Genomic DNA, 14,838 nt, shown 5'->3' on the forward strand with positions numbered 1-14,838 from the left:
AGCAGCAGCTGGCATGATCAATTGGCAGAAAGCTGATTTTGTTCCTTCCTTACTTCTTTTGTTTTCTTATCAGGCCTCCTTCCAAAGTCTGTTTCAACATTTGATGCCCAAAAACAGCTATACCAGCAGCTATAATCCCATTTACCACTGACTCGTACGTAAAGCCATGAGCTAGACTTCCAATCGTGATTGAACATAGAAATAAAATCCAAATAATCGTCCAATCCGGGATAATAGGGGTATTTTTTAAAGCAGCTCCAATAACCCAAAGAGCCGGTATTAGCATAACGTATTTCTGGTTCAGGAATGTTAATAAGTCCATCAAACCACCTCCTTTGTCCGGCTTCTATATATCTTATGAAAATGTGATAGAATGGCTTGTTTTATTAACCTGAGCGAAATGAATTAAAAAACTTTTGCCTGCTACCTGTCCTTTCTACTGCTTTTTATTTATATAGAAAGTGAAAGGAGGTGATGGCAATGGCACAAGCACTTATGGTTGATACCAAGTTAAAGCTTGCGTTTGAAACAGGTTTGAATGAAAAAGGAGAACCGATCCTTAAATCCAAAACCTTTTCAAACATCAAAAAAGAAGCAACAGCAGATGGTTTACTATCCGCAGCACAAGCTGTAGGCACTCTTACCGACACTCCAATCGTTTCAATAACAAGAAACGACAGCTACACAATCGTAGAATAATGATCAACTTTAAACAAAAGAAGGGAGGGAAAAAGGCATGGAAAAGACATTGGAGCTTACCTTTCTGACAAACCTAGACAAGCAGGCCAGAATTTCAATTGATCAGCCGAAAGAGCCGATCGATCCAGATGCAGTAAGAGCAGCGATGGAGCAAATGATTTCATCAGATGTATTTCAAGGCAGCAATGGCAGCTATGTGGCAGTAAAAGAAGCTAGATTAGTAGAACGCACCGTAACATCCTATGAATTTGTCTAATTGCAGAAGAGGCCGGCAGGAAGTCTGCTGGCCTTGTTTTAATATGAACTATTTTTTAGCATGAGAATGAAATTTCGTAAAAAAGAGTCTAGCTTCTCCAATGCTTCTCTATTGATGAAATGAACGCTCACAAATTTCTAATAAAAAGGAAGGGAGGGTAATAAGATGGATGAGATTTCCCAAATTATTAGCGATGTTGGTTTTCCAATTGTAGTAACCTTATTCTTACTAAATCGGATCGAAGCAAAGCTTGATGTTGTCGTCAACTCAATCCAGAGCTTGCCTGAGAAAATGAAACAATAGAGGAAAATAGAGGGAACGGAAATTGTTGACATATTTTAAGTATAATGCTAAGTTAAGAATAGCCGTTCTGCATCGTGTTATACTTTTTTAGCAACTTTTCCGTCTCTTTAAACAAGGTTAGGAACAGTAGTATAGGTAAAGCATAATCGTTGTAAATGGTGATTAAAGATGGCTAATGGTTTAGTCAATAGGAGGATTTTTTTTATGAAAAACGGTAAAGTAAAATGGTTTAATGCTGAAAAAGGATTCGGCTTCATCGAAGGCGAAGACGGAAACGATGTATTCGTACACTACTCTGCTATTCAAACTGAAGGCTTCAAGTCTTTAGATGAAGGTCAAGAAGTATCTTTCGAAGTTGTTGAAGGTGCTCGCGGACCTCAAGCTGCAAACGTAAACAAACTATAATCGCTAACTAACCAAGCAGCCCTGGCTTTTGCCTCGGCTGCTTTTATCATTTCACTTATAATCCTCAAAGAAACTCTTCCCATTTCTGTATAATTTCCTTTATCAATCCAAAAAATAGAATACTCAGCAATGAATTTTTAAAAGTAATAGGCTATGTCTTGTCTAGAAGCAATCTTTTTCACACTAAATCACATAACAGATGCCACTCTCAGTCTATAGGGGAGTCTGCGTCAATTTTTAAGAAAGGTGATTATTCATGAACTTTGCTCTTGCAGCCCTCATAATGGTTTTTGCTGGTGTACTTCTTTTAAGACTGGCTGGCAGAAAATCGATTTCGCAGATGACCCTTGCAGAAACGGTTGTCATGATCTCCATCGGATCGATCATTGTTAAACCTATTGTAGAACAAAGCGTCTGGAAAACAGTCGTTGCCGCAGGGATTTTTGTGGCAGCCCTTGTCTTCATGGAAATTGTACAGTTAAAATTTAATGCAGTTGAAAAATTTATTACAGGCAAGTCAAAAGTGATCATTCAAGATGGCATCATTGATATTCATCAGTTGAAAAAATTGCGCATTTCTGTTGATGAGCTGGAGATGCGCATTCGAATATCGGGTATAAATAAGATAGAGAATATAAAAACAGCAACACTGGAACCTAATGGACAAATTGGTTATGAGTTAACTGATGAAGCCAAGCCTCTTACTGTTGGCGAATTCAAAAGGTTAATGGGACTTACAGCTCAAAACCCTATTGCCGATCAGACACCTCCAGGGGAATTATTTGCAGAATTAGTAAATGGTGAACATAAAAATCCTCATCCTTCGAAATTAAAATAATTAAAATAGAACAAATATTCCTATCCCCATTTTTGATTTGTTATAATAGATTCTAATAATAGGGAATGGGGAGGAAAGGCAATGAAGTTTATACATACTGCTGATTGGCATTTAGGGAAGCTTGTGCACGGTGTATATATGACAGAGGATCAGCGCTACTTTTTAGAGAGATTTATTGAAGTTGTCGAAGAAGAAAAGCCGGATGCAGTTGTCATAGCAGGTGATTTATATGATCGCTCTGTTCCTCCAACTGAAGCGGTTGAATTGCTGAATGAAGTATTATTTAAGATTAATGTAGAGCTAAACACTCCGATTGTTGCTATAGGAGGCAACCATGACAGTGCTGAACGCCTTTCTTTTGGTAGCTCTTGGTATAAAAAAAGCCACTTTTATTTGGAAGGGAAGCTGCAATCAGACTTTCAGCCGGTCACTATTAACGGTGTGAACTTTTATTTAGTTCCATTTGCAGAACCTGGTATGGTGCGGCACTTATTTGATGATTCAAGCATTCACTCCCATGATGATGCAATGAAACGAGTGGTAGGAGAGATTGAAAAAAACATCAATCATGATGAACCAAATGTATTGATTGGACATGCCTTTGTGTTAGGCGGAAAAACAAGCGATTCGGAGCGTACATTATCTGTTGGCGGCTCAGGCTGTGTGCATGCTGATGTATTTTCACCTTTCAGCTATACGGCTTTAGGGCATTTGCATAGCCCAGACGCAATCAAGCATGATACAGTCCGCTATTCTGGATCTCTCTTAAAATATTCTTTTTCTGAAGCAAAGCAAAATAAATCTATATCCATTATTGAAATGAAAGAAAATGGAGAATTTGAGCTTCGCACACGCTCGATTCAGCCTAAAAAAGATATGAGAGAAATCGAAGGACACCTAGAAGAATTACTAGATCCTTCTTTCTATGAAAAAGAAAACATAGAAGATTATTTTAAAATTAATCTATTAGATGAGGGAGCTTTAATTGATCCGATTAACAAGCTCCGACAAGTTTTCCCAAATGTTCTTCATTTAGAGCGAAAAATATCTATAACTGATATGAAAAAGAAATCATCTTTTACATCTATTAAGGACGGGAAAAAATCTGAGCTCGATTTATTTCAGCAATTTTATGAGGAAATGACAACATCTCCTTTTACAGAAGAAAGAAAAGCAGCGATCGCTGATGTTATTGAAAAAGTACGGAAGGAGGAAGCATTGAAATGAGACCGCTAAAATTGACTATGCAAGCCTTTGGGCCGTACGCAGGAAAAGAAGAGATCGACTTTACACAACTCGGATTGAGAACAATGTTTGTTATATCAGGTAAAACAGGAGCTGGCAAAACAACCATTTTTGATGGAATCAGCTTCGCGATATATGGTAAAGCGAGCGGCGAAGATCGTAATGGCAGTGATCTGCGGAGCCAATTTGCACTTAACAGTATAGCAACAGAAGTGTCACTTGAGTTTTCACTCAGAAATAAAACGTATTTTATCTCGAGATCTCCTCAGCAAATCAAGAAAAAAGAACGGGGCGATGGAACAACTACGGTTGGAGCAAAAGCTGAACTTTATATCTATGACAAGGACGGTAAATTGCAGCTCCTCGCATCAAATGTAAGAGATGTAGATGAAAAAATTAAAGAAATTATGATCATTGACAGCAATCAATTTAGGCAAATTTTAATGATTCCACAGGGAGAGTTCCGTAAACTTCTTACGTCGGACAGTAAGGACAAAGAATTGATTCTGCAGCGCCTCTTTCATACAGAACTTTATAAAAGAATGGAAGAAGTTTTAAAAGAAGAAGCATCTCAATTGAAAAAGGCAGTGGAAAAAAGACTTGATGATCGATCACATGCAATTCAGCAAATACATGCATCTTTTTCTGATGAACTTAAGAATTACCTCGACGCAGGAAGCACAAATGATGTTGTAATCCTTCCGCTCCTGGAGGAAGAAATATCCTTCATGGAAGCTGCTCTAGAGCAGCTCATAAAAGCAGGCAAGACAGAGCAGGAGAAACGAAACAAACTACAGCAAAAGATTTATGAAGCAGAAAATATCGTCAAGCAGCTGGAAACAAAAGAAAACCTGCAGAAGCGTAAGATCGAGTTGGATGGTTTAAAAACATCTGTTGAAGAAAAGGAAGCCGAGATTGCGCTTGCGCATAAAGCGGCTATTTTGGAACAGCAGGAAGAAATATGTCATATGCTAAAGCGCGATTTAGATGTGGCCGAGCAGGAGCACAAACAAGCCGAAACCCGTTTTACAGATTTATCCCAATTGCTTCAAAAACATCAGGAATTATGGACAGCGGAACAGAATAAGGAAGAGGAAAGAAAAATTGCTCAGGAAAACGTCAATCGCTTAAAGAATATTCAAGAGGATATCTATTCTTTTGCAGCTGTAGAGGCTGATGCAATGGAAGCAAATAAAAATCTCCAGCAGTTAAAAGAGAAGCGTTCCGAGCTTGAGGAACGCCAAAAACAAATAGAAGCCAAACTTGAAGAATTAACTGCAGAAAAAGGTAAATTGGAACAAAATCAGCTTCAGTTTATACAAAATGAGCATATCATCGAAAAGCTTAACAATGAGCTGCATAAGCTGCAGCAGCTTAAAAATCAATCTGATCGCTATCATGAAGCAGAGCGGATCCACAAAGTAAAAGAAGAATTTTATACTCAAACAAAACGACAGTTAGAGGATGCAAAAGCAACTCAAGAAGCTTTAGAAAACACGTGGCTTAAAGGCCAGGCTGCTGTGCTGGCTGGGAAACTTGCTGATGGAGAGGCTTGTCCTGTTTGTGGTTCAAACCATCATCCGGTGCCTGCACATGCAAGCGGCGAAGTTCCAACTGATGAAGATTTAAAAGCTGCCAAGGAAAGGCTGGTCAAAGCGGAACAGCAAAAAGGGCAGGCTGAGTCTGCATTTTATCAGGCACAATCGTCCAAGCAAGCGATCTTTGATACGTTAAATGATTTAGAAGAGGACATACGAAAGCATTCTCCTGACTATCAGATGGAGCAGCTGCCATCTCTTTTTCAAACAGCTAAAGATAAGCTACAGGAATTAACACTTACACAAAAAGAATTCAGCAACGAAAAAGAAAGACTTTCTCTATGTGAAAAACAGTTGAAAAATGGTGAAGAAGCGAAGAAAAATCTTCAACACGAACTTCAATCCACCGGAGAAAAAGTCAATGAAGCAACTATTCTGTATACCGAAAAACAAACAGAGCTGACTCGTATGACAGGGAAAATCCCAGCTGAACTGCGATCCGTACAGCTTTATCAGAAACAATTTCAGCAAGCCGAGAATGAACTGCAGCAGATGCTCAAACAGCTTGAAGCAGCACAAAAGATGCATCAGGAGACACAGTCAAAGCACGCTGCAGAAAAAGCCAGATTAGAGCTGCAGGAGAAAAACGCTGGTCAAATCCAGGAAAAGCTAAAAATTGAGCGCAATCTATTTGTTGAAAAAATGCAAAAACAGGGCTTTAAAGTATATGGAGAATATAAACAGGCAAAGCGTACGGAACAGCAGCTTCAGAATCTTGACAGCTTCATCCGCAATTATAGAGAAGAGCTGCGTTCTGTCACAGACAGAATATCTGAGCTGTCAGAGCTCCTTCACAATGTTGAAGCACCTGATCTAGAGGCAATGAGAAATCAGCTGAAGGAATTGGACGAGCAAATCTCCATTCTGCAGGAGCAATATACCGCATTAACGATCAAAAAGAGAGATAACACAGCAACAAAACAAAAGATCGATGAGATTAATGCCTCCATGAAGGAATTGGAAGAGCGCTATCAGCTTATTGGCCATTTGTCTGACATTTCAAAAGGTCAAAATACGTACAGAATCACATTCGAACGTTTTGTTCTTGCTGCCTTTTTAGATGATATTTTAAGGGAAGCCAACAGCCGTCTGACAAAAATGACGAGCGGACGCTATGAATTGCTGCGCAAAACAGACCGCTCAAAAGGAAATGTTCAAAGCGGACTTGAACTGCTTATTTATGATCAATATACTGGACAGGAAAGGCATGTGAAAACATTGTCAGGCGGAGAAAGCTTTAAAGCATCTCTTGCATTGGCACTTGGCCTGGCTGATGTTGTTCAAAACTATGCAGGCGGGGTTTCGCTTGAAACCATGTTTATTGATGAAGGCTTCGGCACCCTCGATCCTGAATCATTAGATCAGGCGATCGAATCATTAATTGATATTCAAAGCAGCGGCCGTCTCGTAGGCGTGATTTCCCATGTGCCGGAACTGAAAGAAAGAATTGATGCAAGATTAGAAGTAACTGCAACCCAAACAGGCAGCAAAACGCAATTTTTATTGATGAATCATTAAGCTTCTAATCTAAAGGAGAGACGCTGAAATGGCTTCTGCATTAAAAGACATCTACAATGTACCATTTATTCATAAACTTATCTCTTCTATTAAAATTGAATATCCTCCCTTTAACGGGGAGGTATTAACTTCTGCTGTTTTTGATGAACAATGGGAGTATAGAACATTAAAAGAACGGATGCGTCATATTACGCTAAAACTGAATGAAGGCTTGCCTGCGGATTACGAAGAAAGCTTAGACTTGCTAATGAAAGTTGCACCCCATTTTAAAAATGAAGATTTGGCAGCCATTATTTTTCCAGACTATGTTGAAGTATTTGGCTTGGATCACTGGGAGCTATCCATTGCAGCCTTGGAACATTTCACTATGTATTCGACATCTGAATTTGCCGTCCGTCCGTTTATCCTGAAGGATCTAGACAAGATGGCAAAACAAATGGAGAACTGGGCAGTCTCACCTCATGCCAATGTTCGGCGTCTGGCAAGTGAGGGAATTCGTCCCCGTCTCCCTTGGGGAATGGCCCTTCAGCCGTTAAAAAAAGACCCATCTCCTATTATTCCCATCTTGGAGCTTTTGAAAGAAGATGAGTCTTTATATGTTCGTAAAAGTGTAGCCAATAATTTAAATGATATCTCAAAGGATCATCCAGAACTTGTCCTTCAATTAGCACAAAGCTGGATCCGTTCACATCCTTATACAGATTGGATTATTAAGCATGCATGCCGAACACTGTTAAAAAAGGGTGACCCTGCTGCTTTAGCCTTATTCGGATATTCAGGTGCAGAAGGATTATCTGTTCAAAACTTCAGGATTGAAAATGAAACGATCCAAATTGGAGAAGAACTTCAATTTTCCTTTGCCATCGCCTCAGAGCGAAACGAACCAACCCCGATCCGGTTGGAATACCGGATCCAATATGCAAAAGCACAAGGCAAACAATCCGCTAAAATATTTAAAATAACGGAAAATACCATCTCGAAGGATAAACCGCTTCTGTATAAAAAGAAACAATCCTTTAGAAATATGACAACAAGAAAACACTATCCTGGTGATCACATGATAGCAATTCTTATAAATGGGGAAGAAAAAGCTAAGCTTTCATTTATTGTTAGGTGAGGGGAATGGGACTTGGGCTGGGTTACCGATATTTGGCGTATTACTGAGAGAAACGAGATATGAAATGCTGAAAAATGGTAATTGGGGTTATGTTATTGAGAGAAACAGGACACGAAACCCCAGTAACTGGAAAATGGAGTCGTGTAAATGAGAGAAACAGGACACAAAAACCCAGTAACTGGTAAATGGAGTCGTGTAAATGAGAGAAACAGGACACCAAACCCCAGTAACTGGAAAATGGAGTCGTGTAAATGAGAGAAACAGGATACAAAACCCCAGTAATTGGTAAAGGGAGTCGTGTAAATGAGAGAAACAGGACACAAAAACCCAGTAACTGGAAAATGGAGTCGTGTAAATGAGAGAAACAGGATACAAAACCCCAGTAATTGGTAAATGGAGTCGTGTAAATGAGAGAAACAGGACAAAAACCCCCAGTGACTGGTAAATAGAGTCGTGTAAATGAGAGAAACGGGACACGAAACCCCAGTAACTGGTAAATGGAGTCGTGTAAATGAGAGAAACGGGACACGAAACCCCAGTAACTGGAAATCGGAGTCTTGTAATTGAGAGACGAAACCCTAGTAACTGGTAAAAAGAGTCGTGTAAATGAGAGAAACAGGACACCAACCCCCAGTAACTGGAAAAAAGAGTCGTGTAAATGAGAGAAACGGGACACGAAACCCCAGTAACTGGAAAAGAGAGTCTTGTAAATGAGAGAAACAGGCCACGAAACCCTAGTAACTGGTAAAAAGAGTCGTGTTTTTTTTCAAAAACAGGATATAGCCTCATTAAATGGTGAAAAAGTCCTAGAAATAAGTGAAACGCTACTCCAAAGTCCGCAAACTGTTAGCCAAGAACTAGTTACTGTTAAAACGGTGACCCTAACCACTTATAACCCAGATGAAAGTCCGCTGCCAGCGGACTTTTTTGTACTCCTGTAAGATACCGCAGCATAATAGTACATATGGAACTGAGCTAAAATGACAACTGAACTACCACATCAAAAATTTGCTGTATAAAAATGTATTGTACGTCTAAGAAAATATGGAACTTTCTATTTATTTCTTCGTATAAAAAGGAGACAGAGAAAGGAGGAGCAAGATTGGAAGTGCAAACAAAAGCAGCTGCTGAAATAAACATACATACAAAGGAAAACATGACAATAAAAAAAGCTCTTCAAATGTACGGCATTTTTGCAGTAATAGGTATGTTTTTATCCAACTTAACCATACCTGTATCTTTAAATGAAGAGATGCAATTTTTCCTAAATGAAGAATTAAAATTATCTCCGACTGAGTTGAAGGAATTCTCAGTTTTTATCATTGTAAATGCTTGTGTTTTCTTTGGGGTGATTCATACGGTTTTTAGAAAGAGGTCATGACACTGTAGTTTGTAATGGATTTCAAAGGAAGAGTGAATTGGAGGAAGCTGTGATAAAAATCAGACCTATTACCATGAACGATTACAAATATGTACTCAATTGGAGTACCGATAAGACTTTTTGTCATGCAAATGGCTGGAAGATTGATCGAAAGCCAGAGGAATTATATGACTGGTGGTTCAATCAAGTGTATTATTCCTCTAGAGAATTTGTCAGATTAGGGATTGAGCAAGACGGAAAATTAATTGGATATGGCGACATGGCAGATATGAAGAACGATACTGCCGAATTGGGAATTGCGATTGGTGAAAGTATGCTTTGGGGTCAAGGAATTGGCACAAAAGCAGCGTCAGATTTGATGAAATATGGTGTAAAGAAATATGGAATAGCCAAATACACTGCTGAAACGCATGAAAACAACCAGCGTTCACGAAAAATGCTTGAGAAATTAGGATTTCAAGAAACAAGCAGAGCTGGAAAGGAAGAATACTTAGGAGAATATGTTCAATTAATTCAATACGTTCTTAGGTGCAAAGGGGTTATAACCGATAAAGTTAGGATTCAATTGTGTATGCTGGTTCTCGGTATTTAAAGGATATAAATTGACAATTGGAAGATTTATACTAAACTAAAATAGTAATATCCGCTGATTACCCTCTGTAAATTTACCTCCATCTGCACCATTTCTTCCAATGTTCAATCAAATTAATGCAGATTAAAAGACAGCTATGCTGGATTCCAGGTTAAAAGATCTCCTGGGTAAGTTTTAGGCTCTAATAATGAAGAAGTATCTATTATGAAAAAGGAGGAATTCAATGGGATATGAAGAAGAATATCAGGCGTTTTTAAATGCTCACATGCAGGCAAGAACTGGGGAACGGCTGCGGCGCTTGGAAGAAGGCCATAGTCAGGCTGAAATGCTATTTTTGAAGCAAGTGTGGTGGCCGATATTTTATCAGTTCAAGTACCTTCATCCAGAATATGAAATAGATGATTTCAAGGACGGCAAAAGGTATTTGGATTTTGCTTATATTCGCCCGGGAATTCGGATATGTTTTGAGATTGACGGGTATGGGCCTCATTTAAAGAACATAAGCAGATGGCAATTTGCTGACAACCTTGATCGTCAAAATCAGTTAGTGATTGATGGATGGACTGTGATTCGCTTTTCTTATGACCAAATAAAAGAGAAGCCACGCCGCTGCCAACAGATTGTTCAGCAAATGATCGGCCAATGGCTGGGTGATGAGTTCGATGAAACATCCTTGTCCTACGCTGAAAAGGAAGTAATCCGGTTAGCAGTTCGTAAAGGAGAAGCCATCTCCCCTAAAGAAGTTTTACATTATATGAAGCTAAGTGATAAAACTGTAAAAAAAGTGCTTTCTAACCTAGTTGATAAAAAGCTTCTGATTCCCGCATCAGGTCAAAAAAGAGTCCGCACTTATCGACTGGGGGATAAGGTGAAGGCTCCTATCTGATGTACTATGGAGTGTAGGGATCAATCTAGGGTTTATTATGAATTGAGGCATCCATCCTGGATAAAATAGACGGAAGAATTCCGCTTAAATCGTAAAATCACGGAAAAAGTGCCTAAATAGACGGAGAAATTCCGACTAACTGCTCGAAAAACATAAAAATTGGCTATGTTTCTTTAAATAGTCGGAAATCGTCCGCTTATTTTCCCCGAAAGTAGCTCATTTCAGCAAATAACGGTAAATTCTCCGCTTATTTCATTAGGCTGCAACAAGCATCCATTTTCAACCTAACCTATTTGATAAAAAACTTCTGCTTCCTGCATCTGGCCGCATGAAGTCCGGACTCATCAACTAACAGACAAAGAGGACCGCTCCAATCTGAAAAATAAACGGAAGAATTCCGCTTAAATCGTAAAATCACGGAAAAAGTGCTGAAATAGACGGAAAAATTCCGACTAACTGCCCGAAAAACATAAAAATAGGCTGTTTTTCTTGAAATAGTCGGAAAACCTCCGCTTATTTCCCCGAAAATAGCTCATTTCAGCAAATAACGGTAAATTCTCCGCTTATTTCATTAGGCTGCAACAAGCATCCATTTTCAACCTAACCTAATTGATAAAAAGCTTCTGCTTCCTGCAACTGGCCGCATGAAGTCCGGACTCATCAACTAACAGACAAAGAGGACCGCTCCAATCTGAAAAATAAACGGAAGAATTCCGCTTAAATCGTAAAATCACGGAAAAAGTGCTGAAATAGACGGAGAAATTCCGACTAACTGCCCGAAAAACATAAAAAAAGGCTGTTTTCAGCGAGATAGTCGGAAAACCTCCTCTTATTTTCCCCGAAAATAGCTCATTTCAGCAAATAACGGTAAAATCTCCGCTTATTTCACTATCAGGCTGCAACAACCACCCCCCCACTCTCGATATAAACCCATTCCTCAATAACCTCGACTTCAACTCCGTTAATTGGGCAAACTAAAGAAAAAACAGGAGCGATCTCATAATGCCAAGAAAAGTTGAGAAATCTGATGAAACAGAAACTGATACGCTTCAGCCCAATGAACAGCAACCTAACAGCGCTCAAGATGAAATAGAGCATTTAAACAAAATGCTTGGTGAGGTCTTAACCTATCTCTCTGATGATGAGGTTGAAGAGATCGATATTGAATATTTGCTCAAGAATACAGAAGGACTTCGTGATTGGTGGGATGGGTTTCGGGAGAGAAATCGCAAATCCATTGAAAAAGAAATAATGAAATCCCTCGGTACGCTGCCTATAAAAGAATTAGAAAATATCCGGGAACAAATTAAAGCTAAATCTTAAGCCATTCAATTCTAAAAGTCTGCTTTTTGGACGACATTGTGTTACATAAAATTACTAAATTCCCTTATCTCAATGCTTAATTTTGGTTATCCCAACAAGTGAATAACAAACCGGAAAATCTTCATAATAACAAGGTAACACTGAAACTTAAAAGGGAGGTAATATCATGGACATCCAACAACAAGGCCAAATGCATCAAAATATGCACACAGGTACTGTACCGCCGCAAATGAACCATGGCGGACATGAGGTTTTTGACTTAAATGAAGTACTAACTGCAGGGGTTGGCACGATTAATCAATTTGTCATGCTAAAGGAGCATGCACAAGATCCTGAACTGATTAATATCATGAATCGCCAGCATGCTTTCCTTGTTCAAGAGTATAATACAACTCTTGAGTGCTTCAAAACAGGTCAAGATCCTCAGGTGCCGACACAAACGTATAATATGACGCAAAACAATGATTTTATTTATGGTTTAACACCAAGAGCGCCTAAGAAACCATTCCAGTCTGCAACTGAAATAAACGATGAATATATTTCAGGGTGCCTGCTGCATGCACATAAGTCAGCTGCATCTCAAAAAACAATGTCTGCACTGGAAACAACAAATCCAGTCGTGCGCAGAGTGCTGGCAGATTCAGTGCCAAATTGCATTGAAATGGCTTATGAGCTATCGATTTATCAAAACAAGAATCACTACTACCAAGTTCCACAATTGGCAGCACAGGATATGCAGGCTTTAACAAATGCATACGCTCCAGCTGCAGCACCAGCAGCAGGGCAAATGCCTATGAACAATCAAATGAAGCATTAATCAAATTGCCCCTGCCCTGTGCAGGGGTATTTTATTTTAAAATAAATAAACTTTGCTTATCACTTCATTGATCCTTTATGCTAGAGGTTGAGGTGAATTAAATGGTTACGATTATGATTGTTGAAGACGACAAAACGATTGCTGCAGGTCTGGAATATACATTACAACAAGATGGTTTTGAATCCATTCTTTGTTATAATTTTGCTTCAGCATTGGATATTTTATCTAAAGAGATAGACCGTATTGATCTTTGCTTGTTTGATGTCGGACTTCCAGACGGAAGCGGCTATGATTTATGCTCATACGTGAAGGAGCGCAGTGATCTCCCGGTCATTTTTTTAACAGCTTTCGACGATGAGGTGAATGTAGTAATGGGCCTTGATATGGGTGGAGATGATTATATTACGAAGCCTTTTCGGATTCGGGAGCTGCTGTCGAGAATTAAATCGGTGCTGCGCAGATACGCTAAACAGCCGCTGAATAAAAAAACTATTGAAATTCAACATATAGTCATAAACACACTGGAAGGTAAAGTGTTCAAGAGGGAGGAAGAAGTATTTCTAACTGCACTTGAATATCGTTTGCTGCTCATCTTCAGCAATCATATTGGACAAGTGCTGTCAAGAACACAGCTGCTTGAACAGTTATGGGATGTAGCAGGTGATTTTGTGAATGATAACACCCTGACCGTTTATATAAAAAGATTGCGTGAAAAGCTTGAGGACCATCCGCAAACACCAGAAATCATTAAAACTGTCCGCGGAATTGGCTATAAAGTAGGTGAGTAGCATGTGGAGGAACAGGGAATGGCAATTATTTATGGTTGTATTGATGATAATAGGTCTACTTATAGTGGGAGCAGCCACATTTTTTTTAACAGCCGAGGCTCTTATCTACATTCTGGCAACGGAAGTTTTGCTGATTACCGCTTTTTTACTATTTACAAGGTGGCGATATCGGGAAATTGAAAAACTCACAGATTATATGCGGAAAATCAGCAGTGAAAGCATAGCATATGACATTCGTGATAATTATGAAGGTGAATTAAGCATTCTAAAAAATGAAATTTATAAAGTAACAAGGAAGCTTTCTGACCAAAGTAATTATCTGCAAAAGAATAAGCAAGAATTAACTGATGCTATATCTGATATTTCACACCAATTAAAAACTCCCTTAACGTCCATGATGGTGATGTCTGATCTCCTGAACGACAGCAACTTAGATGTTAAAAAGCGTTCAGAATTCACCCGCAGTATGACCGTACAGCTTGAACGCATTGATTGGCTTGTGTCTTCACTGTTAAAGCTATCAAAAATTGATGCCGGAACAATCCAATTTAAACAGGACCCTGTTAACGCGGCAGATGCTATTAGAAAAGCAACTCAGCCGGTCCTGATTCCGATGGATGTAAAAAATCAAACATTTGAACTCACAGGTGATGTGACAGCGACGTTTATTGGTGATGCCAACTGGACTGCAGAAGCGCTGTTGAACATTTTGAAAAATTGTGTTGAGCATACTGGGGAGGGCGGACGCATCACGGCTTCTTGCTCTGAAAACGCCCTTTTTACTGAAATCATCATCACTGACAATGGCAGAGGTATCCCGAAAGAAGATCTTCCATACATATTTAAGCGATTTTACAAAGGGAAAAATGCTGGTGATGACAGCATTGGAATAGGACTAGCCATGGCATATAGCATTATAAAGAGGCAGAACGGCTCTATTACTGTCAAAAGTGAACTTAACCAAGGAACAACATTCCATATCAAATTATATAAACAAATTCTGTAAAAGCTTAAGTGACTAAATTGTCATTTTACAGTCACGGCAGAGTCATTTTAGGCAGATATACTTTAT

General features: G+C 39.1%; 17 protein-coding genes. 16 read left to right on the top strand and 1 reads right to left on the bottom strand.

Features of this window, described 5'->3' with window-relative positions:
- Positions 1-49: 49 nt before the first annotated feature.
- Entirely contained in the window at positions 50-322 is a 273-nt protein-coding gene (locus J1899_RS10360; protein WP_066446219.1) for a phage holin family protein, read from the bottom strand.
- A gap of 158 nt (positions 323-480) precedes the next feature.
- On the opposite strand from J1899_RS10360, the gene J1899_RS10365 reads away from it, so the two are divergent.
- The 16 genes from J1899_RS10365 to J1899_RS10440 all read left to right on the top strand — a co-directional run bounded on the left by J1899_RS10365 (position 481) and on the right by J1899_RS10440 (position 14,772).
- Positions 481-699 carry a DUF1659 domain-containing protein gene (locus J1899_RS10365; RefSeq protein WP_066446217.1) on the top strand — a complete coding sequence of 73 codons (219 nt, stop codon included), beginning with the start codon at positions 481-483 and terminating at the stop codon, positions 697-699.
- Between the two features lie 37 nt (positions 700-736).
- Positions 737-955 (top strand): DUF2922 domain-containing protein, encoded by a 219-nt coding sequence (locus J1899_RS10370; protein WP_066446214.1) that lies wholly within the window; start codon positions 737-739, stop codon positions 953-955.
- A gap of 165 nt (positions 956-1,120) precedes the next feature.
- Complete coding sequence (locus J1899_RS10375) at positions 1,121-1,258, top strand: YvrJ family protein (protein WP_066446212.1); 138 nt, start codon at positions 1,121-1,123, stop codon at positions 1,256-1,258.
- Between the two features lie 204 nt (positions 1,259-1,462).
- Positions 1,463-1,663 carry a cold-shock protein gene (locus tag J1899_RS10380; RefSeq protein WP_066446209.1) on the top strand — a complete coding sequence of 67 codons (201 nt, stop codon included), beginning with the start codon at positions 1,463-1,465 and terminating at the stop codon, positions 1,661-1,663.
- Positions 1,664-1,919: 256 nt separating this feature from the next.
- Positions 1,920-2,501, top strand: a complete 582-nt coding sequence (locus tag J1899_RS10385) for a DUF421 domain-containing protein (protein ID WP_066446206.1) — start codon at positions 1,920-1,922, stop codon at positions 2,499-2,501.
- Between the two features lie 81 nt (positions 2,502-2,582).
- Positions 2,583-3,728 (top strand): exonuclease SbcCD subunit D, encoded by a 1,146-nt coding sequence (locus J1899_RS10390; protein ID WP_214478572.1) that lies wholly within the window; start codon positions 2,583-2,585, stop codon positions 3,726-3,728.
- On the top strand, positions 3,725-6,862 hold the full coding sequence (locus J1899_RS10395; protein WP_214478573.1) for an SbcC/MukB-like Walker B domain-containing protein: 3,138 nt from the start codon (positions 3,725-3,727) through the stop codon (positions 6,860-6,862). The genes J1899_RS10390 and J1899_RS10395 overlap by 4 nt, the downstream gene beginning before the upstream one ends.
- A gap of 28 nt (positions 6,863-6,890) precedes the next feature.
- Positions 6,891-7,979 carry a DNA alkylation repair protein gene (locus tag J1899_RS10400; RefSeq protein ID WP_214478574.1) on the top strand — a complete coding sequence of 363 codons (1,089 nt, stop codon included), beginning with the start codon at positions 6,891-6,893 and terminating at the stop codon, positions 7,977-7,979.
- Between the two features lie 710 nt (positions 7,980-8,689).
- Positions 8,690-8,920, top strand: a complete 231-nt coding sequence (locus tag J1899_RS10405; RefSeq protein ID WP_214478575.1) for a hypothetical protein — start codon at positions 8,690-8,692, stop codon at positions 8,918-8,920.
- Positions 8,921-9,081: 161 nt separating this feature from the next.
- Positions 9,082-9,360: a hypothetical protein gene (locus J1899_RS10410; RefSeq protein WP_214478576.1), complete on the top strand. Its 279-nt coding sequence runs from the start codon at positions 9,082-9,084 to the stop codon at positions 9,358-9,360.
- 49 nt (positions 9,361-9,409) lie between these two features.
- Entirely contained in the window at positions 9,410-9,952 is a 543-nt protein-coding gene (locus J1899_RS10415) for a GNAT family N-acetyltransferase (protein WP_246586634.1), read from the top strand.
- 223 nt (positions 9,953-10,175) lie between these two features.
- Positions 10,176-10,838, top strand: a complete 663-nt coding sequence (locus tag J1899_RS10420) for a DNA-binding response regulator (RefSeq protein ID WP_214478577.1) — start codon at positions 10,176-10,178, stop codon at positions 10,836-10,838.
- Positions 10,839-11,840: 1,002 nt separating this feature from the next.
- Positions 11,841-12,161, top strand: coding sequence for a hypothetical protein (locus J1899_RS10425; protein ID WP_214478578.1), 321 nt, complete (start codon positions 11,841-11,843; stop codon positions 12,159-12,161).
- A gap of 166 nt (positions 12,162-12,327) precedes the next feature.
- Positions 12,328-12,978, top strand: a complete 651-nt coding sequence (locus tag J1899_RS10430) for a spore coat protein (protein ID WP_214478579.1) — start codon at positions 12,328-12,330, stop codon at positions 12,976-12,978.
- A 101-nt stretch (positions 12,979-13,079) separates the two neighbouring features.
- Positions 13,080-13,766 (top strand): response regulator transcription factor, encoded by a 687-nt coding sequence (locus tag J1899_RS10435; RefSeq protein ID WP_066446186.1) that lies wholly within the window; start codon positions 13,080-13,082, stop codon positions 13,764-13,766.
- A gap of 1 nt (position 13,767) precedes the next feature.
- A complete protein-coding gene (locus J1899_RS10440) occupies positions 13,768-14,772 on the top strand; it encodes a sensor histidine kinase (RefSeq protein WP_214478580.1) in 1,005 nt (334 codons plus the stop codon).
- Positions 14,773-14,838: the final 66 nt, after the last annotated feature.

This window comes from Cytobacillus gottheilii (assembly GCF_018582665.1).
Lineage (GTDB): Bacteria > Bacillota > Bacilli > Bacillales > Cytobacillaceae > Cytobacillus > Cytobacillus gottheilii.

Coding starts and splice junctions, on each gene's coding strand:
- J1899_RS10385 (WP_066446206.1), top strand. CDS start 1,920: ATGAACTTTGCTCTTGCAGCCCTCATAATGGTTTTTGCTGGTGTACTT.
- J1899_RS10430 (WP_214478579.1), top strand. CDS start 12,328: ATGGACATCCAACAACAAGGCCAAATGCATCAAAATATGCACACAGGT.
- J1899_RS10400 (WP_214478574.1), top strand. CDS start 6,891: ATGGCTTCTGCATTAAAAGACATCTACAATGTACCATTTATTCATAAA.
- J1899_RS10395 (WP_214478573.1), top strand. CDS start 3,725: ATGAGACCGCTAAAATTGACTATGCAAGCCTTTGGGCCGTACGCAGGA.
- J1899_RS10440 (WP_214478580.1), top strand. CDS start 13,768: ATGTGGAGGAACAGGGAATGGCAATTATTTATGGTTGTATTGATGATA.
- J1899_RS10380 (WP_066446209.1), top strand. CDS start 1,463: ATGAAAAACGGTAAAGTAAAATGGTTTAATGCTGAAAAAGGATTCGGC.
- J1899_RS10375 (WP_066446212.1), top strand. CDS start 1,121: ATGGATGAGATTTCCCAAATTATTAGCGATGTTGGTTTTCCAATTGTA.
- J1899_RS10370 (WP_066446214.1), top strand. CDS start 737: ATGGAAAAGACATTGGAGCTTACCTTTCTGACAAACCTAGACAAGCAG.
- J1899_RS10425 (WP_214478578.1), top strand. CDS start 11,841: ATGCCAAGAAAAGTTGAGAAATCTGATGAAACAGAAACTGATACGCTT.
- J1899_RS10435 (WP_066446186.1), top strand. CDS start 13,080: ATGGTTACGATTATGATTGTTGAAGACGACAAAACGATTGCTGCAGGT.
- J1899_RS10365 (WP_066446217.1), top strand. CDS start 481: ATGGCACAAGCACTTATGGTTGATACCAAGTTAAAGCTTGCGTTTGAA.
- J1899_RS10390 (WP_214478572.1), top strand. CDS start 2,583: ATGAAGTTTATACATACTGCTGATTGGCATTTAGGGAAGCTTGTGCAC.
- J1899_RS10420 (WP_214478577.1), top strand. CDS start 10,176: ATGGGATATGAAGAAGAATATCAGGCGTTTTTAAATGCTCACATGCAG.
- J1899_RS10405 (WP_214478575.1), top strand. CDS start 8,690: ATGAGAGAAACAGGCCACGAAACCCTAGTAACTGGTAAAAAGAGTCGT.
- J1899_RS10360 (WP_066446219.1), bottom strand. CDS start 322: ATGGACTTATTAACATTCCTGAACCAGAAATACGTTATGCTAATACCG.